The sequence below is a fragment of the Pseudomonas sp. KH_046_1 genome, from assembly GCF_057839025.1.
The window spans coordinates 4,087,978-4,104,807 of sequence record NZ_CM174481.1 but is presented as its reverse complement, the minus strand read 5'-3'; the positions used below and the strand labels follow the sequence as shown (position 1 = coordinate 4,104,807).

Annotated in this window: 21 protein-coding genes; 12 read left to right on the top strand and 9 right to left on the bottom strand. The window is 61.2% G+C overall.

Annotated features, from left to right (window positions below):
• Position 1 precedes the first annotated feature (1 nt).
• Together betA and AC3IT9_RS18905 are read left to right on the top strand one after the other, a co-directional pair.
• Entirely contained in the window at positions 2–1,690 is a 1,689-nt protein-coding gene (gene betA, locus AC3IT9_RS18910) for a choline dehydrogenase (RefSeq protein ID WP_056723862.1), read from the top strand.
• 210 nt (positions 1,691–1,900) lie between these two features.
• Positions 1,901–2,359: a GNAT family N-acetyltransferase gene (locus tag AC3IT9_RS18905; protein WP_489270710.1), complete on the top strand. Its 459-nt coding sequence runs from the start codon at positions 1,901–1,903 to the stop codon at positions 2,357–2,359.
• 1 nt (position 2,360) lies between these two features.
• On the opposite strand, the gene AC3IT9_RS18900 is transcribed toward AC3IT9_RS18905, so the two are convergent.
• Entirely contained in the window at positions 2,361–2,678 is a 318-nt protein-coding gene (locus AC3IT9_RS18900; RefSeq protein WP_150753132.1) for an NIPSNAP family protein, read from the bottom strand.
• A 230-nt stretch (positions 2,679–2,908) separates the two neighbouring features.
• Here AC3IT9_RS18900 and AC3IT9_RS18895 point away from each other — a divergent pair, with 230 nt between their 5' ends.
• The 6 genes from AC3IT9_RS18895 (at position 2,909) to AC3IT9_RS18870 (ending at position 6,709) form a co-directional block, all read left to right on the top strand.
• Positions 2,909–3,571 carry an ATPase gene (locus AC3IT9_RS18895; RefSeq protein ID WP_489270709.1) on the top strand — a complete coding sequence of 221 codons (663 nt, stop codon included), beginning with the start codon at positions 2,909–2,911 and terminating at the stop codon, positions 3,569–3,571.
• Positions 3,572–3,638: 67 nt separating this feature from the next.
• Complete coding sequence (locus AC3IT9_RS18890) at positions 3,639–3,977, top strand: hypothetical protein (protein ID WP_489270708.1); 339 nt, start codon at positions 3,639–3,641, stop codon at positions 3,975–3,977.
• 286 nt (positions 3,978–4,263) lie between these two features.
• Entirely contained in the window at positions 4,264–5,193 is a 930-nt protein-coding gene (locus AC3IT9_RS18885; RefSeq protein ID WP_489270707.1) for a Ppx/GppA phosphatase family protein, read from the top strand.
• Positions 5,194–5,216: 23 nt separating this feature from the next.
• Positions 5,217–5,660 (top strand): arsenate reductase ArsC, encoded by a 444-nt coding sequence (locus AC3IT9_RS18880; RefSeq protein WP_489270706.1) that lies wholly within the window; start codon positions 5,217–5,219, stop codon positions 5,658–5,660.
• 62 nt (positions 5,661–5,722) lie between these two features.
• Positions 5,723–6,115 (top strand): DUF1801 domain-containing protein, encoded by a 393-nt coding sequence (locus AC3IT9_RS18875; protein ID WP_489270705.1) that lies wholly within the window; start codon positions 5,723–5,725, stop codon positions 6,113–6,115.
• Between the two features lie 204 nt (positions 6,116–6,319).
• Positions 6,320–6,709 (top strand): c-type cytochrome, encoded by a 390-nt coding sequence (locus tag AC3IT9_RS18870; protein WP_489270704.1) that lies wholly within the window; start codon positions 6,320–6,322, stop codon positions 6,707–6,709.
• Here AC3IT9_RS18870 and AC3IT9_RS18865 read toward each other — a convergent pair whose 3' ends face one another.
• Positions 6,710–7,585, bottom strand: coding sequence for a LysR substrate-binding domain-containing protein (locus AC3IT9_RS18865; RefSeq protein WP_489270703.1), 876 nt, complete (start codon positions 7,583–7,585; stop codon positions 6,710–6,712).
• A gap of 134 nt (positions 7,586–7,719) precedes the next feature.
• On the opposite strand from AC3IT9_RS18865, the gene AC3IT9_RS18860 reads away from it, so the two are divergent.
• Genes AC3IT9_RS18860 through AC3IT9_RS18845 form a run of 4 tightly spaced genes read left to right on the top strand, consistent with a single transcriptional unit; the run spans position 7,720 to position 11,960 of the window.
• Positions 7,720–8,772, top strand: a complete 1,053-nt coding sequence (locus AC3IT9_RS18860) for an agmatine deiminase family protein (protein WP_489270701.1) — start codon at positions 7,720–7,722, stop codon at positions 8,770–8,772.
• A gap of 4 nt (positions 8,773–8,776) precedes the next feature.
• Positions 8,777–9,685 carry an N-carbamoylputrescine amidase gene (gene aguB / locus AC3IT9_RS18855; RefSeq protein ID WP_150753125.1) on the top strand — a complete coding sequence of 303 codons (909 nt, stop codon included), beginning with the start codon at positions 8,777–8,779 and terminating at the stop codon, positions 9,683–9,685.
• Between the two features lies 1 nt (position 9,686).
• Positions 9,687–10,787, top strand: coding sequence for an extracellular solute-binding protein (locus AC3IT9_RS18850; protein WP_489270700.1), 1,101 nt, complete (start codon positions 9,687–9,689; stop codon positions 10,785–10,787).
• Between the two features lie 48 nt (positions 10,788–10,835).
• Entirely contained in the window at positions 10,836–11,960 is a 1,125-nt protein-coding gene (locus AC3IT9_RS18845) for an agmatine deiminase family protein (RefSeq protein ID WP_489270699.1), read from the top strand.
• Positions 11,961–12,107: 147 nt separating this feature from the next.
• On the opposite strand, the gene AC3IT9_RS18840 is transcribed toward AC3IT9_RS18845, so the two are convergent.
• The 7 genes from AC3IT9_RS18840 to AC3IT9_RS18810 form a co-directional block, all read right to left on the bottom strand.
• Positions 12,108–12,536: a nuclear transport factor 2 family protein gene (locus AC3IT9_RS18840; protein ID WP_489270698.1), complete on the bottom strand. Its 429-nt coding sequence runs from the start codon at positions 12,534–12,536 to the stop codon at positions 12,108–12,110.
• 115 nt (positions 12,537–12,651) lie between these two features.
• A complete protein-coding gene (locus tag AC3IT9_RS18835) occupies positions 12,652–13,272 on the bottom strand; it encodes an SGNH/GDSL hydrolase family protein (RefSeq protein ID WP_489270697.1) in 621 nt (206 codons plus the stop codon).
• Between the two features lie 27 nt (positions 13,273–13,299).
• Positions 13,300–13,500: a helix-turn-helix transcriptional regulator gene (locus AC3IT9_RS18830; protein ID WP_007988375.1), complete on the bottom strand. Its 201-nt coding sequence runs from the start codon at positions 13,498–13,500 to the stop codon at positions 13,300–13,302.
• A complete protein-coding gene (locus AC3IT9_RS18825; RefSeq protein WP_150753120.1) occupies positions 13,497–13,871 on the bottom strand; it encodes a hypothetical protein in 375 nt (124 codons plus the stop codon). Before AC3IT9_RS18825 ends, AC3IT9_RS18830 begins: the two co-directional genes overlap by 4 nt.
• 139 nt (positions 13,872–14,010) lie before the next feature.
• Entirely contained in the window at positions 14,011–14,583 is a 573-nt protein-coding gene (locus AC3IT9_RS18820) for a chorismate mutase (RefSeq protein ID WP_489270696.1), read from the bottom strand.
• A gap of 81 nt (positions 14,584–14,664) precedes the next feature.
• Positions 14,665–14,955, bottom strand: coding sequence for a DUF7693 family protein (locus tag AC3IT9_RS18815; protein WP_489270695.1), 291 nt, complete (start codon positions 14,953–14,955; stop codon positions 14,665–14,667).
• 197 nt (positions 14,956–15,152) lie between these two features.
• Positions 15,153–16,706 (bottom strand): amino acid permease, encoded by a 1,554-nt coding sequence (locus tag AC3IT9_RS18810; RefSeq protein WP_489270694.1) that lies wholly within the window; start codon positions 16,704–16,706, stop codon positions 15,153–15,155.
• Positions 16,707–16,830 lie beyond the last annotated feature (124 nt).

Genomic DNA, 16,830 nt, shown 5'->3' with positions numbered 1-16,830 from the left:
CATGGCTACGCAAAAATACGACTACATCATCATTGGCGCAGGCTCGGCGGGTTGTGTGTTGGCCAACCGCCTGAGCGAAGACCCGGCCACCTCGGTGCTGGTCCTGGAATTCGGCGGCAGTGACAAGAGCGTAGTGATCCAGATGCCGAGCGCATTCTCGATCCCGATGAACACCAAGAAGTACAACTGGCGCTACGAAACCGAGCCGGAGACCCACCTCAACGGCCGACGCATTCACTGCCCACGGGGCAAGGTGCTGGGCGGTTCGTCGTCGATCAACGGCCTGGTGTACATCCGTGGTCACGCGCTGGACTTTGACGAGTGGGAATCCCTGGGTGCCGAAGGCTGGGGCTATCGCAACTGCCTGCCGTACTTCAAGCGTGCCGAGAGCTATGAGTCGGGTGGCGACAGCTATCGCGGGCAGACCGGGCCGCTGCACACCACCAACGGCAACCACATGAAAAACCCGCTGTACGGTGCCTGGGTCGAAGCCGGCGCGGAAGCGGGCTACATCAAGACCGAAGACTGCAACGGCTACATGCAGGAAGGTTTCGGCGCCATGCACATGACCGTGAAGAACGGCGTGCGCTGCTCCACGGCCAACGCCTATCTGCGCCCGGCCATGGGCCGTCCGAACCTGACGGTGATCACCCATGCGATGACGCGCCAGATCATTCTTGAAGGCAAACGGGCGGTGGGGGTCATGTATGACCACGGTGGTCAGACCCACCAGGTGTATTGCAACCGCGAAGTGCTGATCTCGTCCGGGCCGATCGGCTCGCCGCACCTGCTGCAACGCTCGGGCATCGGCCCGGCGGACGTCCTGCGCAAGGCCGGGATCGGCGTACGCCATGACCTGCCGGGAGTAGGGGAGAACCTGCAGGATCACGCCGAGGTGTACATCCAGTTCGGCTGCAAGGAGCCGGTGACCCTCAACAACAAGATGGACCCGCTGAGCAAGCTGATGATCGGTCTGCGCTGGCTGCTGTTCAAGGACGGCCTGGGCGCCACCAACCACTTCGAGGCCGGTGGTTTCATCCGCTCCGAGAAGGGCCTGCGCTGGCCGGACATCCAGTTCCACTTCCTGCCGGCAGCGATGCGCTACGACGGCAACAAGCCGATCAAGGGCCATGGCTTCATGGTGCTGACCGGGCCGAACAAGCCGAAAAGTCGCGGCTATGTGCGAGTACGCTCGGCCGACCCGTACGAGCATCCGGAAATCCGCTTCAACTATCTGGAGCGGGAAGAGGACCGCGAAGGCTTCCGCCGCTGTATTCGCCTGACCCGCGAGATCATCGGCCAGAAAGCCATGGACCGCTTCCGCGATGGCGAAATCGCCCCGGGCGCCCAGGTGACCAGTGATGAAGACCTCGACGCCTTCGTGCGCGACAACCTGGAAAGCACCTACCATCCATGCGGTTCGTGCCGCATGGGCGAGGACGACATGGCGGTGGTCGATTCCGAGTTGCGCGTGCGTGGCATCGCCGGTCTGCGGGTGATCGATTCGTCGGTGTTCCCGACCGAGCCGAACGGCAACCTCAATGCGCCGACCATCATGCTCGCTGAACGGGCTTCCGATCTGGTGCGTGGCGCACAGATGTTGCCGTCAGCGGATGTGCCGGTGGGTCTGGTCGAAGGCTGGGAGAGTAGCCAGCGCACCTCCTTGCCAGGGCGTAACGTGCGCGTCTGACGGCAATCCACAATCCAATGTGGAAATCTAATGTGGGAGCGAGCTTGCTCGCGATGGCGGTGGATCAGTCGACTTCAATGTTGAATGAAATACCGCTATCGCGAGCAAGCTCGCTCCCACAGGGATCTCGGTGCTTTTAGAAAATTTTACCTCGCTGTTCAGCTGCCATTGCTAGTCTGTAATTCCTTGAGACCCCAATGGAGCACCCTCATGGCTATTCAGGCCCTGCGCGCCGACGCATCGCACATCGACCAGATCGCCCCGTTGTTTGACGCCTACCGGATGTTCTACAAGCAGCCGTCGAACCTCTCGCAATCGCGCGCCTTCATCGCCGAACGACTCGCCCGGGATGAATCGGTGATATTTCTTGCCCAGGACACCGACGGCGAAAACCTCGGCTTCGTCCAGCTGTTCCCGACCTTTTCCTCGATCGATGCCCATCGCACCTGGCTGCTCGGTGATCTGTTCACCACGCCTGCCGCCCGGGGCAAAGGCGTCGGCACCTTGCTGATGAACACCGCCCGGGATTTTGCGAAGCTGGCCGGCGGCAAAGGCATGACCCTGGAAACCGCCACCGACAACCTCACTGCCCAGCGCCTGTATGAATCCCTGGGCTGGGTGCGCGACCCCGGTTACTACACCTACTGCCTGGATCTGAAAAAAGACTGACTCAGCGATCCTGTTCGCCAAACACCGGCCGCATGAATGAACGCTCGTAGCTGAGGATGAATTTCCTCTCTTCGGCGTACTTGAACGCGGCGATGCACTCAGGATCGTTCATCGATTGCTGCCGGTAATGCTCGTACGTGGCCAGGCTGGGGAAGGTGAACAGCGCCAGGGCGATATTGTTGGCGCCCTCCGAGGGCAAAAAGTAGCCGTGGTGCTGGCCGCCGAATTTTTCCACCAGGGGAATCCACAACTTGCCGTAGTGCTCGAACGCTTCGAGCTGGTAGGGATCGAGCACGTATTTCAGGTAGCAGGTCACCATTGTTTCGTTCCTTGATCAGGTTCTGAGGGCAGTCGCCACTGTAATCAACCGTGGGCGCCCGGCACAGCCGCTTGTTCGACATTGACCGGTAAGTTTGCGGCAGAGGCATGCGCTGGCGCCGCTGCACTATTGGTTCAGTCAATAGTCACCATCAAGAATCGCAAGTTCTGTTTTTTGTGCAAAGGCGGAAAATCGCCGGCATTGAACACGCTGCTCAAGGAACCTGCGCGATGAAGATCTTGACCCGACTGGCTGTGATTGCCCTGTTGCTGGGCAGTGTTGCATCCACCGCATCGGCCTTTGCCGAAGACGCACGCACCTGCCATCTGTCGCCCATCACCGCTAGCCAGGGCGGGCTGCAATACGGGCAGACGGTCGGGGTGTTGTACAGCGAAAACACCGTGGAAAACCTGCAATACCTTGAGCAATACCACTCGGTGGCCGTCAACGGTGCGAAGAACGCACTGGACGCGCGGATTCGCCAGGCGTTCGTCAACAGTTCCGACCCGGACCTGGCCATCGACTGGCTGATGGGTTCGCTGCACCACACCTTTGTGTCGGTGACGGTCTACGACAACCTCGATGCGCTGGTGCAGGCCCATCCGGATGTGGTGGTGATGCTCGATACCCACAACCAACTGCTGACCCAGCGTAACGACCGGGTCGAGGCGCGTTTCGCCGCGCGGTTCTACGACGCCAACCTGCAGTACATCGGCAAGGCCGAAGGCGCGGTGGAAAAACAACTGCCGTCGGTGTGGGTGCATGACAAGGCCGCGCCCGAGATTGCCGCGCAAATCGAACAGCAACGCGACCTGCAACTGACCGCGCTGAAACAGTTCGATGCGTCGTTGAAGGCGCTGGTAACCGCCGGATTGACCGCAACAACAAATTAATCAGCCCGACGTCCATTGAGCGGCGGGCAACCCGATCCACCGTGGATTTCTATTCAGGACCTGATTCATGCGCACTGTTTTTGTCCCGAGCCTGGCCTTCGCCTCGCTGCTGCTGGCCGGTTGTGCCACGCCGAACAATCCGACCATGACCTTGCAGACCAGCAAGTCGCCCGAGGAGTACACCCATTGCGTGGTGCCGAAGTTGCAGCACGATGCGCTCAACCCAACGGTGTCGCAGACCCAGCGCAGCTACCGCATCGTCATCCCGAGCAAAGTGGCGGCGGACAATGTGCTGGAAACCTATAAAGCCTCGAACGGCGGCAAGGTGTTCCTGTACGAGCGCAAGCTATTGGCTTCGACCTTCGTGCCGTCGACGTTCGAGCGTGCGGCGCAGGAGTGTCTGTAAGCAGAATTTCAGGCAAAAAAAAAGCTGCCGGGACTGGCAGCAGAAAGTTAAAGCACGCATTGAATGACTTGATTATGCCGCCCGCTTCATGACGATTCGATGACGGCTTGATGGCCATTCATCAGGATGCCGGTAGTTCGCTGACTGCCAACTAATAGTGGTGTGGGTCAGATCTCCCGGCGCTGTCATCTGGGTGTCATCGAAGCAATGGCAAGATCCTCGCAATCCGTCTTGAGTGCCCGACGGCCGCCAGTCCGCCGGCAGATGAATGTGCAAGGAACCCCCTATGAAAGACGCCCCGCTGTTTGCCGCCATCGACCTGGGCTCCAATGCGTTTCGCCTGATGATTGGCCAGTCGGTGAGACGGAACCAGCAGATGGTCATCCAGGAAGTGAAAACCCTGCGTGAACCAGTGCGTTTGGCCGAAGGCCTGCAGGGCGGGGCACTCGATGAGTTGGCGCTGGACCGGGGCTGGCAGGCGCTGGCGCGATTCGGCAAAAAACTGCGCGGTTTCGAGGCCGGGCGCGTGCGGGCGGTGGCCACCAGCGCGGTACGCGAAGCGGACAACGCGCCGTTGTTCCTGGCCAGTGCCGAACGCCACCTGGGCTTTCGCATCGACGTCATTTCCGGTCACGAAGAGGCGCAACTGGTCTACGCCGGCGTGGCCCACACCTTGCCGGCGCAAACCACGCGGCTGGTGGTGGATATCGGCGGTGGCTCCACGGAGATGATCATCGGCCGTGGCGACCAGCTGCTGGTCACCGAGAGCATTGCCATCGGCAGCGGCACTTTCGGTGCGCGTTACTTCCACGGCGGGCGGATCGTGGCCGAAGCGCTGCTGGAGGCCGAACGCGCGGCCACCGTGCAATTCGAACGCATTGCCCGGCGTTACCGCGCCATGGGCTGGCAACAGGCGGTCGGCTCCTCCGGGACGGCGCGGATGCTGGCCAAGGTGCTCAAGGCCAATGGCCTCAATGATGATGGCCAAAGCGGCATCACCTACGGAGGCCTGTTGCGCCTGTCGTTGCGCCTGCTGGAGGTCAAACATGTGAAACACCTCAAGCTGGCCGGTTTGCCCACCCATCGCCTGAGCATCTTGCCCGGCGGCCTGGTGGTGATGCTGGCCGCGTTCAAGGTGTTCGGGATCACGCATATGATTGCGTCAGAACCGGGTTTGCGGTTCGGCGTGCTGCATGGATTGATGAGCAAACACTAAAACCCAGCCAGCAGAGGTAAACCATGACCGACCCCCGTCGCGTGCTGTTCGTCTGCGCCCGAAATGATGTCCGCTCACCCATGGCCGAAGCCTTGTTGCGCCACATCGATCCTGCCGATTTCCAGGCCTTCAGTGCCGGGCTCGAGGCCAGCGAGATCGACCCGCGCACGTTCGAATCCCTCGATCACATCGGTGTCGATGCCAGCGGCTTGCGCAGCAAGTCCCTCGAGGATTTCGAAGGCCAGGCGTTCGACTACGTCATCACCCTGTGCGACAAGTCCTCCGAAGAGGCCTTACGCATGCCGTTTACCGCTGAAGTGATGGTCTGGAGCTTCGAAGACCCGACCACCAGCGAAAGACACGACCCGTTCCGCCATACCCTCCAGGAAATCGGCGACCGCATCAAAATGTTCGTCACCGTGAAAACCCGCCCCGTGCCCCAGGTGCCGTCAGTCAGCGATTCCTGAAAACCTTCGAGCAGCGTCTACCCTCATCGGTCACAACCATCATGATGAGGGTCGAAACGGTGATGAAAACGGACAAGGTTGACTCAAACGAAGCCTCGGCGCTGATCGACGAACGAATCCGGGAACTGGCCGACTGGCGCGGCGAAACCCTGGCCCGCGTCCGCCAGATCATCCGCCAGGCCGACCCCGAAGTGATTGAAGAGTGGAAGTGGGGTGTGCCGGTGTGGTCCCATGCCGGCATCATTTGCACCGGCGAGACTTACAAGCAGGTGGTGAAGATGACCTTCGCCAAGGGGGCTTCACTGGATGATCCGTCGAAGCTGTTCAATGCAAGCCTTGAAGGCAATACCCGGCGTGCCATCGATATTCGCGAGGGTGGGCTGATCGATGAAAAGGCACTGAAGGCATTGATTCAGGCGGCCATTGAGCTCAATACCTCCCGAACCAAAAAATAAGCCAGTACACAGACCCCCTGTGGGAGCGAGCTTGCTCCGGGCGGCGTTCCGACGATGAGGGAGTGTCAGTCGACATCAAAGGTGCCTGACAGATCGCTATCGCGAGCAAGCTCGCTCCCACAGGGGGCGGTGTCCACCTGACCGTTTTGGATATCCTCAGCTGTCATGTTCCAATAGCGAGCACTCGCAGACTGGAAACGGAACATGAAAAAAATCGCCGCCCTGACCCTCGCTTCGCTACTCACCGCAGGCCTGTTCAGCGCGCCTGCCTTTGCGGCGGGCGATGTCCAGGCCGGGGAGAAAGTGTTCAAGCGCCTCTGCAGCGGCTGCCATCAGATCGGTGAATCGGCTCGTGCCTTCTTTGGCCCGCAGCTCAATGGCGTGATCGGTCGCCACTCCGCCGTCACCACGGACTACGTGTATTCCGATGCAATGATGTCAGCCAACCTGGTATGGGACCGCGAAACCCTGATCGCCTACCTCGAAGCGCCGAAGAAAGTCGTGCCCGGCACCCGCATGATTTTCTGGGGCCTCAGCGACCCGGAAAAAATCGAAGACCTGCTGGCCTACCTGCAAACCTTCCCGGCGCGGTAATCACACTGTGGCCTGCGGGTCGGTCGCCAGATTGTCGACCAGCCACTCGGTGAAGGCCCGCGCCATCGCGATGTTTTCGCTGTCACGGTGGGTCAGTAGCGCCCAGTTCGGGCCGCGGATGGTTTGCTCCACCATCGGCTGCAACAGCCCGGTGGCCCGCGCCTGCCGACTCAGCAACTGGCTCACCAGCGCAATGCCCAGCCCGGTGCACGCTGCGTCCAGCAGCAAACCCGGATCGGAAAAGTTCAGCCCCTGATCCATCTGCCCCACATCAATACCCGATTCCACCGCCCAGTGGCTCCAGTCCATTTCCCGCTCGCCATGCAGGGTGGTGCGCTGTTCCACCGGCACGGCCAACAGGCTCGGGTGACACGCCGGGTAGAGGCGGTCGGCGTGCAGTACCTTGAAACTGCATTCGGCCTGGGAACCGATGTCGTCGCGCACCGCCAGGTCGATGGTCTGGCTGGCCATGTCTGGTACCTCATCGGTGCTGAAAATCCACAGGTCGACCTGCGGATGCTGGCGACGGAAATCCCCCAGACGCGGCAACAACCAGTGCCGGGCGAACGCCGGGGTGGTGTTGAGCACCAGTTGATTGGGTTTCTGGTATTGCCCCAACCGGCGAATGCCCACCGCCAGTTGTTGCAACAACGCCTGGGTGGTGCTCAGCAGATCATGACCGGCATCGGTCAGGCTGACGCTGCGCCCGCTGCGATGGAACAGCGGTTGTTCCAGGTACGCCTCAAGGCTGCGGATCTGCTGGCTGATCGCCGATTGGGTGAGGTGCAACTCATCGGCGGCCTTGTGAAAACTGCCCAGCCGGGCGGCGGCTTCGAAGCCGCGCAGGGTGCTCAGGGGCGGCCAGTGTTTGAGCATATCAATAAGTTCCTCTAATCAGTTGTCTGCAAAATCCATCGTTTGTTTACCCGTTTTACCAGCCGTAGCATGCATGCCAAGACCGCCAAGGCCGTTTTCATTGAACACAATGACTTAACTCAGAGGTGCTTGTCATGCAGCAGAACGTAATTCAAAACAGCGCTTGGACGATGCCGGCCGAATGGGTCACCCACGCCGCCACCTGGATGGTCTGGCCGCACAACAAGACCCTGTGGGAGTCAGGCTGGCGGGTGACACTGCCACAGGTACAAGAAGACTTCGCCCGGGTGGCCAATGCCATCGCCCGATTCGAACCGGTGAAGCTGGTGGTCGATCCTTCGGCCGTCGCCAGTGCCAAGGCCTTGTGCGGGCCGAACATCGAGTTGATCGAACTGGCGATCAACGACAGTTGGTGCCGTGACTCCGGCCCGAGCTTCGTTTGCCACCCGCAGCAAGGCCTGGCCGGTGTGAGCTGGCGCTTCAACGCCTGGGGCGGCAAGTCGGCCCACGATCTGGACGAAAGCCTGGCCCGCCGCGCGCTCAATCATTTGGGGCTGGAGTGTTTCGGCACGGCACTGAGCAACGAGGGCGGCGCGATTCACGTGGACGGCGAGGGCACGCTGATCACCACCGAGTCGGTGTTGCTCAACCCCAATCGCAACCCGGGCGTGACCAAGGCCGAGATCGAAGAGATCTTCACCCGCCTGCTGGGCGTGAAGAAAACCATCTGGCTGCCGGGCGACCCAGACTACGTGACCGGCGACATGACCGACGGCCACGTCGACGGCGTGTGCGCCTTTGCCCGCCCCGGCGTGTTGCTGGTGGACGCTATCCACGACCAGAACTCTGTGTACGCCGCAGTCGCCCGGGAAAACCGTCGCGCTCTTGAACTGGCCACCGATGCCCAGGGCCGCCAGTTCGAGCTGATCGAGCTCTATGAAGCCAGCGACGCGGTGGACACCGAGGCCGAAGTGTTCTGCGCTTCCTACACCAACTTCTACATCGCCAACGGCGCGATCATCATGCCGGCCTATGGCATCGATGCCGACAAGGTTGCGGCCGAAGTGCTGGCGCAGGCATTCCCCGGACGTGAAGTGGTGCCGGTGCGGATCAACCATCTGGCCCATGGCGGCGGCGGTGTGCATTGCATCACCCAGCAACAGCCGGCCTGGCCGGTGCGGGGTTGATGCCATGACACTGTTGACTATCGCCACCACCCAGATGCCCTGCACCTGGGACCTGAAACACAACCTCGACCAGGCCGAGCAACTGGTCCGCGAGGCAGCGGCCAAGGGCGCGCAGGTCATCCTGTTGCAGGAGCTGTTCGCCACGCCGTATTTCTGCATCGAGCAGCACCACAAACACCTGGCGCTGGCCGAGGAGTATCGCGACAGCCACGTGCTCCAGCGCTTTGCCGCATTGGCCAAAGAGTTGGGCGTGGTGCTGCCGTTGAGCTGGTACGAGAAAGCCGGCAACGCCTACTTCAATTCGTTGAGCGTGGCCGACGCCGACGGGCGCCTGTTGGGCGTGTACCGCAAGACCCACATCCCCAACGCCATCGGCTATCAGGAGAAGGAATACTTTAGCCCCGGCGACAGCGGTTTCCGGGTCTGGGACACCGCGTTCGGGCGCATCGGCCTGGGCATCTGCTGGGACCAGTGGTTCCCCGAAACCGCCCGCTGCCTGGCCTTGATGGGCGCCGAAGTGCTGCTGTTCCCGACTGCCATAGGCTCGGAGCCGGGCTGCGCCACGCTCGATTCCCGCGATCACTGGCAAATGACCATGCGTGGCCACGCCGCCGCCAACCTGCTGCCGGTGGTGGCGGCCAACCGGGTCGGCCGGGAAGCGGCGACCACCGACCCGACCCTGCAAATGAACTTCTACGGCTCGTCGTTCATCTGCAATCACAAGGGCAAGTTGCTCGCCGAAGCCGACCGCGACAGTACCGGCGTGCTGGTCCACAGCCTGGATCTCGCGGCCATGCGCGAAGACCGCCTGACCTGGGGTATCTACCGCGACCGCCGTCCGGACATGTACGGCGCCTTGTTGACCCAGGACGGTCGTCAGATCCACTCACGCTGGGCAACCCAAGGGGTGTGACATGAACACGATCAACAAATTGTGCCTGGCCATGGGGCTGGCGCTGGGCTGTGCGGTGCCTGCGTTGCACGCCGAAGAGAAAACCCTGCGGCTATACAACTGGGCCGATTATTTTGCCGAAGACACCCTGAGCAAGTTCACCGCCGAAAGCGGGATCAAGGTGATCTACGACGTGATGGACGGCAGTGAAACCTTGGAAGCCAAGATGCTCGCCGGCGGCAGTGGCTACGACCTGATCTTCCCCGGCGACACCGTGGCCGAACGCCTGATGCGCGCCGGCAGCCTGCAACCGCTGGATCAGTCCAGAATCATCGCCCTGAACGACGTCGAGCCGGGGTTGCAGAAACTGCGCTCGCACTATGAGCAGTCGCGCCAGGCCACGGTCCCGTATACCTGGGGCACCATCGGCCTGACCTACAACGCCGAGCAGATTGCCCAGCGTGCACCAGATGCGCCGGTCAATAGCCTGGACATGCTGTTCAAGCCGGAACTGGCGGCGAAATTCGCCGACTGCGGCATCTCGATGATCGACTCGCCGGACGAAGTGCTGGCGGTGGTGCTTAACTACCTCGGCCGCGACCCGCGCAGCGCCAAACCGGCGGACCTGGCGGCGGCCAGTGACTTGCTGATGAAATTGCGGCCGTACATTCGCAAGTTCCAGTCGCAACCGGTGACCGACCTGGTCAACGGCAATCTGTGCATGTCCCTCGGCTACAGCGGCGACATGACCCAGGCGCAACGCACGTCGGACAGTGCCGGCAAGAAAAGCACCTTCCACTACCGCATTCCCCGGGAAGGCACCACGGTGTGGATGGACACCATGGCCATTCCTGTTGACGCCCGGCACCCGGAGTACGCCTACGCCTTCATCAACTTCGTGATGCGCCCGCAGAACATGGCGGCCATCAGCAACTTCACCGGCTACCCGACCTCCAACGCCAAGGCTCGCCCGGACGTCGATGCTGCGATGCGCAACAACCCGGACATCTACCTCGACGAAGCCACCTACGGGCGGCTGATTCCCGGCAAGGACATACCCCAGTCCGACATGCGGGCACGCATGCGCACCTGGACCAAATTCAAGACCGCTACAGTCAAATGATCACCGGCCGGCCCTAGGGCCGGCCAAACATCGATTTCAGGAAAACACATGCCGACACGTCGAACATTCATCAAGCAGGTATCGGTCGCCGCCGGAATGGGCGCGGTGGCGTCCATGGGATTGGGTTTTGCCTGCCTGCCGGTGCGAGCGGCCGGCAACGGCAAGTGGTACATGCCCGATGAAGGGGACAAACACCAGCGAGCTTTCATCGCCTTCGGCGCACAGGCCGCGATCTGGGAGGACTTCACGCCCCACGTGCAAGATGCCCTTGGCCGGATCGCCCGCAGCATTGCCGAATACGAGCCGGTCACCGTGTTCTGTCGCCAGAGCGAACGGCGCCTGGCCGAAGCCAAATGCGGCAGCCACAACACCACCTTCGTGATCACCGAACTGGACGACATCTGGATGCGCGACATCGGCGCCAATTTTGTTGTCGATGGCAATGGCGGCTTCGGCGCCGTGGACTTCAACTTCAACGGCTGGGGCAACAAACAGCAGCATGAGGACGATGCGCAATTGGCCGCCCAGGTCGCCGAAAACGCCAAGGCGGATTATCTGCGCAGCGAACTGGTGGGCGAGGGCGGTGGCATCGAAGTGGACGGCCACGGCACCGGGATCATGACCGAAAGCAGCTGGATCAACCGCAATCGCAATCCCGACTGGACCAAGGCCGAGGTCGAAGAGGAACTGAAACAACGGCTGGGCTTGCGCAAAATCATCTGGCTGCCGGGCATCAAGGGCAAGGACATCACCGACGCCCACGTCGACTTCTATGCGCGCTTCGTCAAGCCCGGCGTGGTCATCGCCAACCTCGACAATGACCCCGAGTCCTACGACTACAAGGTCACTCGCGCCCATCTGCAGATCCTGGAAAACGCCACGGATGCCGATGGCCGCAAGTTGCAGGTGCATACCGTGTCGCCGCCGCTCAACCCGCGCAACAGCCGGTTCAGCAAAGACAATCAGGACTTCGCCGCCGGCTACATCAACTACTTCGTGATCAATGGCGCGATCATCGCACCGCAGTTTGGCGATGAAGAAGCCGATGCCAAAGCCTTCGACCTGCTGTCCGAACTCTACCCGGACCGCAAGGTGGTGCAGCTCGACATCGACGCGATCTCCGCCGGTGGTGGCGGGATTCACTGCGTGACCAGTCATCAGCCGATGGTTTAACGGTTACACATGATCTGAGTTGGAACACCGGACCTGTAGGAGCGAGCCTGCTCGCGATGGCGGTGGGTCAGTGAACAAAATATTTACTGACACTCCGCTATCGCGAGCAGGCTCGCTCCCACAGGGATTTTTGGTGAGTCAGATAAGTCAGGCCTTGCTGGCCTTCAGGTAAGCCCCGAGGCGCCGCCCCATTTCCTCACCCAATGCCTGCAAGCCACTCAACGGCCGCACCATCACTTCAAACTCGACAATCTTGCCCTGTTCGTTGAAGCGGATCATGTCGATGCCCTTCAGCTCTTTCCCGCCGACCCTGGCACTGAATTCGAGGATCACGTTCAAGCCATCCGCCGTCGCCAACTCGCGGTGATAGGCGAAATCCTCGAACACGTTGATGACCGTGTTGAGGATCATCGACACCACCGGCGCCCCCGGATACGGCGTATGCGCCATCGGCGAACGGAACACCGCCTGCGGATCGAGCAGTTCTGGCAAGCCGCTCAAGTCGCGGTTGTCGATCATCGCGTGCCACTGCTTCAGGGACGCTGCGACGTTGTGGTTCAGGTTCAGCTCGGACATCTTCAACTCCTGTTTTTTATTTTTGTGCTGCGAAAGCGTTGGTCGATAACCCTTGCGGCGTCGTCGGCCCATTGACGGTAGAGCATCGGCCCCGGATGAAAACCATCGCTGGCCATCAGGCCCGGTCCGGGCGCAGCGGGGTAGTCAGCATCGTACATTGATCCAGGCGTGCGGCCAGATCTGCCAAATGTGCATTGAAACGCCGCGCCCTGAAACCCAGAAACCAGCGCAATGGTTGCGGTAATGCGGGGAACAAATGCATCGGCGGTAGCGGCGACACCACAATCTGCCTCACCGCGAACTTGTCACACAGCAGCGCCATCAAACGCTGTTGCCGAGCGATCCATTGATCCAGGGTGAGTGAGCTGGTGACATCGTTGACGCCAATCGACAACAGCGCCACATCGAACGGCTCGGGGGCGTGCTGTTCGAGCAGCTCCAGCAACCCTTGCGAGTCCAGACCCGAGCGCGCCCAGAGTTTCCACGCCACCTGGTAATCATCGGCCAGGCGCTCCACCAGCCGACCGCTGAGGGCCTCACCTTGAGTCGCCGCACCCACCCCTGCAGCGGCACTGTCGCCGACTATCAACAACCGCAAAACATCGCCGCTGCCGACCTCGCCCTGACGCTCGCCCTCGGCCTCCGGCAACTTGGGCGTCACCCGCCTGGTGTAGAGACCTTGCGCCAGCAACACCGGGCCGAGGAAGATTTTAGCGAGGGTTTCAGTGTGGCTCATGGACAGGCGCCTGATTGAAGAGGGAGATTACCCAGCGAACTCATCATCGAAAATGCTCTCGATAGGTAGCGCAAATGCCCGGGCAATCTGAAACGCCAAGGGTAGGCTGGGATCATAGCGGCCATTTTCGATGGCATTGATAGTCTGCCGCGAAACATTCAGCAACGCCGCTAGATCGACCTGAGACCACTTGCGTTCGGCACGCAGTTCCTTGAGACGGTTTTTCATTGATAGCGCCGCTTGGCAAGTCTGAGCCCGATCATCCACATCAGGCCCATCACTGGCCACACACAGACCCAGGACACGTGCGGGAAGCCGACATTCTCCAGAAAACCGTAGGTGAAGGTCAGCAATGCCGAAGCGGCAAAGGCAAAACCGAGAGCTTCGTACTGAATACGCAAATGCATTTCGTCCAGCGCCCGCATATTGCGCACCACCGCCCAACACATCAGCCCTGCAGGAATCACAGGCAATAGTGTGATGATGATCTTCAGCGCCATGGCCATTTCTTGCTGGTCTTCAAGCAAGATCACCGACACCAGCAACAGTACGGTGTACAGCGTAATCGCGACGCCCATTTCGATGTAGTAGCGCTTCATTGCATCCTCCTGATGTAAAAGTCCCTTTACATACTCGCCGGAGATTTCTCGAATGTAAAGGGTGTTTTACATTGATGAGGCCGACCCAAGAAAATGCCCGGCAGATTGGGCCGGGCTCTTCGTCTGGATCACTTCTCTGTCATCGACCCACAACACACAACTCCCCGGTCGCACGAATCATCGCCTGGCCATGCAGGTAATCCTTGATCAGCGCGGAGCGTTCGGTGGCCAGCCATTGCGGGCAGTTCGGGTCAGTGCGATAGGGCAGGAACGCGGCGTACTGCGTGAGCAGCAGGTTTTGCAGGGTGTCGAGCTTGGGCCGGATGTCGTTGCCCAGGTCCGGCCGTGGCGTGTCCGGTGCCTTGTGCGCCGCTTGCCATTGTGCGATTCGGCCGTATTGCACCAGTTTGCTGGCTTCGATCTGGGCGGCGATCAGGTCGGCGACATCGTCGGGGTCGAGCTGGCGCTGGGTGGCTTGCGCGCGGGCGTTGGCGATGACTTGCGCTTCCCGGGTGTTGTCCTGGACCGGTTTGCCGCTGTCCCACTTGGTCAGCGCCACCAGTTCGCTGATGTACAACCGCTCATTCATCGTCGCCAGCAAGGGCTGCAAGGCATCGGGCGCCGGGGGCGTCGTGCCGGCCTGGGCACCGCCAGCGAACAAACCGAGCAGGGCGCAGGCCAGCCGGTGCGGCAGGCGTGGGGAACGGGGCATGGGCAGAACCTCCTTGGACGCAAAAATCACTCCGGCTTGTTTATCACAAGTGCGACCAGGGAACGACAGGTTGCGAAGGATTCAGGCCAGCAACCGTTCAATCTGCGCCAGCTCCCAGGTACTGAGCAAACTCACCGGGTCGGTGCCGAAGCGTTGCCCGTTGTCGAACACATATTCACGGCCATCGGGGCTTTGGCCGTGCAGGCAGTGGCGCAAGTGGCCGGCGTCGACTTCCAGCGTCAGGCGCCAGCCGTCGATGTCGACCCGTACATGGCCAGACTCGCAGGCGTCGTCGATTCGCTGGAAGGTGCAAATGCCCTGGGCGGCATCGCGCAACGGCTGGTAAACCTCGCGGGCGGTGAGGGCGGGCACAGGTGTCTCCGGGGTGAAATCGGAGGCACAGGATAAATCATCGCCATGCAAAAAAGCCTGGCAGATGCGGCCTGGACTCTGTAGGAGCGAGCCTGCTCGCGATGGACTTGAGAGCGCCGCGTTTAGCCAGTAAACACGCGTTATCGTTAACGACCATCGCGAGCAGGCTCGCTCCTACAGGTTACTCATTGCTTGCTCTATTTTCGGTCCAACGCCGCCTCCGCCGCGGCAATTTCAGCCTGGCGCTTGACGATCATGTCGCCCACCGGTGGCCCCTGGAAGCGCCGGGCTTCAAAGCCGAACCAGACGATGGCCGTCAGCACCAGGAAACCGATGGTGATGTACAGCGCCCAATCGTTCGGTGGCTGGATGCCGATGATGAAAATGATGAGCATCGACAGGATCGAGAGAATGGCGAACACCGAGTACCAGAAACGCCCCATGTTCCACGGTCCCATGGTCGGCCACTTCGACGTACCAAAGGTAAACAGGCCGAGCGCGATGGGAATGGCGAAGGAGAAGAACAGGAAGATCACCGTGCAGGACACCACGATGGTATAGACCGGCGTTGTCCCGATCGAGATCACCGACGATCCCCAGACGAACAACACCGCGAGGGTGGCACCGGTCCAGATCGCCGCCACCGGGCTGCGATGGGTCGATGAGACCGAGGACAGCGCTTTTGAGCAGGGCAGGCCACCGTCCCGGGAGAACGCGAAGATCATCCGTGAAACCGAGGTGACGGTGGCCAGCCCGCAGAGCACCTGCGAGATGAAGATCGCCACGAAAAGCACGAGTTTCAATGTCGGGTCGACCTGGGTGTTCATGGCCCAGAAAAACACGTTCCAGCCTTGCTTGGCCGCCTCGTCCATGTTCGGCAGCATCAGCACGAACGCGCTGAGCATCAGCCAGCCGAACAGCAACGACCAGACCACCGACATGACCATGCCGCGCGGCACCGACATGGCCGCATTGCGGGTTTCCTCGGAGGTGTGCGCAGAGGCGTCATAGCCGGTGATGGTGTAGATCGGCAACAGCAGCCCGAGCATGAACACCCAGCCGTTGGAGACCTGCGGCCAGACGCCGCCGCCCACTTCGCCGGAATAGTTGCTGAAGGTCCACAGCCGCGCGAACTCATAGCTGGGTGCCGATATCAGGCAGACGGCGGTCAGGGCCAGCGCCGTGGCGAAGATCAGGTAGCCGGAGAAGTCAGTGAGCTTGGCCGTCAGGCCGATGCCCAAGTGGTTGCACAAGGCCTGCAGGCCGGTGAGGAACACCAGGAAAATCACCCGGACCGTGGTCGTGTCCTCCATGCCCAGTGCCGGTCCGAAGGCACCGAAAAAGAAATAATAGGTGCCGACGTTGATCGCGCCCAGCACCGTGACCAGCCCCAGCAGGTTGAACCACGCGGTCAGCCAGCCAGTGAACCGGTTACCGAGGATCGAGCCCCAGTGGTACAGGCCGCCAGCGGTGGGGTAGGCCGAGGAGATCTGCGCCATGGCCATGGCGAATACCCCGGAGATCAGGCAGCCGATCGGCCAGCCGATGCCGATGGATATTCCCCCCGCGCCCGAGGTGCCCTGGGCCAGTGAGTTGATGCCGCCCGAGAGGATGCAGATGATCGAAAAGGAAATGGCGAAGTTGGAGAAAACCCCCATTCGTCGTGAGAGTTGCTGGGCATAGCCCATGCTGTGCAGCACCTTGACGTCATCGTCGTGCGTTTCGGTGCCCGGCTGGCTTGCTGGGTTCATGATGTGTGCCCCTTCAGGTTTTGGACAGGTCGAACTGAGCCGCCGTAGGCTCGACCTTGGTTTTCTGTAGGAGCGGGCCTGCTCGCGATGGACTTGAGGATGACGCGGGGTGTCAGGCTCCCCG

Coding starts and splice junctions, on each gene's coding strand:
- AC3IT9_RS18810 (WP_489270694.1), bottom strand. CDS start 16,706: ATGAACCCAGCAAGCCAGCCGGGCACCGAAACGCACGACGATGACGTC.
- AC3IT9_RS18890 (WP_489270708.1), top strand. CDS start 3,639: ATGCGCACTGTTTTTGTCCCGAGCCTGGCCTTCGCCTCGCTGCTGCTG.
- AC3IT9_RS18820 (WP_489270696.1), bottom strand. CDS start 14,583: ATGCCCCGTTCCCCACGCCTGCCGCACCGGCTGGCCTGCGCCCTGCTC.
- AC3IT9_RS18900 (WP_150753132.1), bottom strand. CDS start 2,678: ATGGTGACCTGCTACCTGAAATACGTGCTCGATCCCTACCAGCTCGAA.
- aguB (WP_150753125.1), top strand. CDS start 8,777: ATGACACTGTTGACTATCGCCACCACCCAGATGCCCTGCACCTGGGAC.
- AC3IT9_RS18905 (WP_489270710.1), top strand. CDS start 1,901: ATGGCTATTCAGGCCCTGCGCGCCGACGCATCGCACATCGACCAGATC.
- betA (WP_056723862.1), top strand. CDS start 2: ATGGCTACGCAAAAATACGACTACATCATCATTGGCGCAGGCTCGGCG.
- AC3IT9_RS18875 (WP_489270705.1), top strand. CDS start 5,723: ATGAAAACGGACAAGGTTGACTCAAACGAAGCCTCGGCGCTGATCGAC.
- AC3IT9_RS18825 (WP_150753120.1), bottom strand. CDS start 13,871: ATGAAGCGCTACTACATCGAAATGGGCGTCGCGATTACGCTGTACACC.
- AC3IT9_RS18835 (WP_489270697.1), bottom strand. CDS start 13,272: ATGAGCCACACTGAAACCCTCGCTAAAATCTTCCTCGGCCCGGTGTTG.
- AC3IT9_RS18895 (WP_489270709.1), top strand. CDS start 2,909: ATGAAGATCTTGACCCGACTGGCTGTGATTGCCCTGTTGCTGGGCAGT.
- AC3IT9_RS18860 (WP_489270701.1), top strand. CDS start 7,720: ATGCAGCAGAACGTAATTCAAAACAGCGCTTGGACGATGCCGGCCGAA.
- AC3IT9_RS18870 (WP_489270704.1), top strand. CDS start 6,320: ATGAAAAAAATCGCCGCCCTGACCCTCGCTTCGCTACTCACCGCAGGC.
- AC3IT9_RS18830 (WP_007988375.1), bottom strand. CDS start 13,500: ATGAAAAACCGTCTCAAGGAACTGCGTGCCGAACGCAAGTGGTCTCAG.
- AC3IT9_RS18885 (WP_489270707.1), top strand. CDS start 4,264: ATGAAAGACGCCCCGCTGTTTGCCGCCATCGACCTGGGCTCCAATGCG.
- AC3IT9_RS18880 (WP_489270706.1), top strand. CDS start 5,217: ATGACCGACCCCCGTCGCGTGCTGTTCGTCTGCGCCCGAAATGATGTC.
- AC3IT9_RS18845 (WP_489270699.1), top strand. CDS start 10,836: ATGCCGACACGTCGAACATTCATCAAGCAGGTATCGGTCGCCGCCGGA.
- AC3IT9_RS18840 (WP_489270698.1), bottom strand. CDS start 12,536: ATGTCCGAGCTGAACCTGAACCACAACGTCGCAGCGTCCCTGAAGCAG.
- AC3IT9_RS18865 (WP_489270703.1), bottom strand. CDS start 7,585: ATGCTCAAACACTGGCCGCCCCTGAGCACCCTGCGCGGCTTCGAAGCC.
- AC3IT9_RS18850 (WP_489270700.1), top strand. CDS start 9,687: ATGAACACGATCAACAAATTGTGCCTGGCCATGGGGCTGGCGCTGGGC.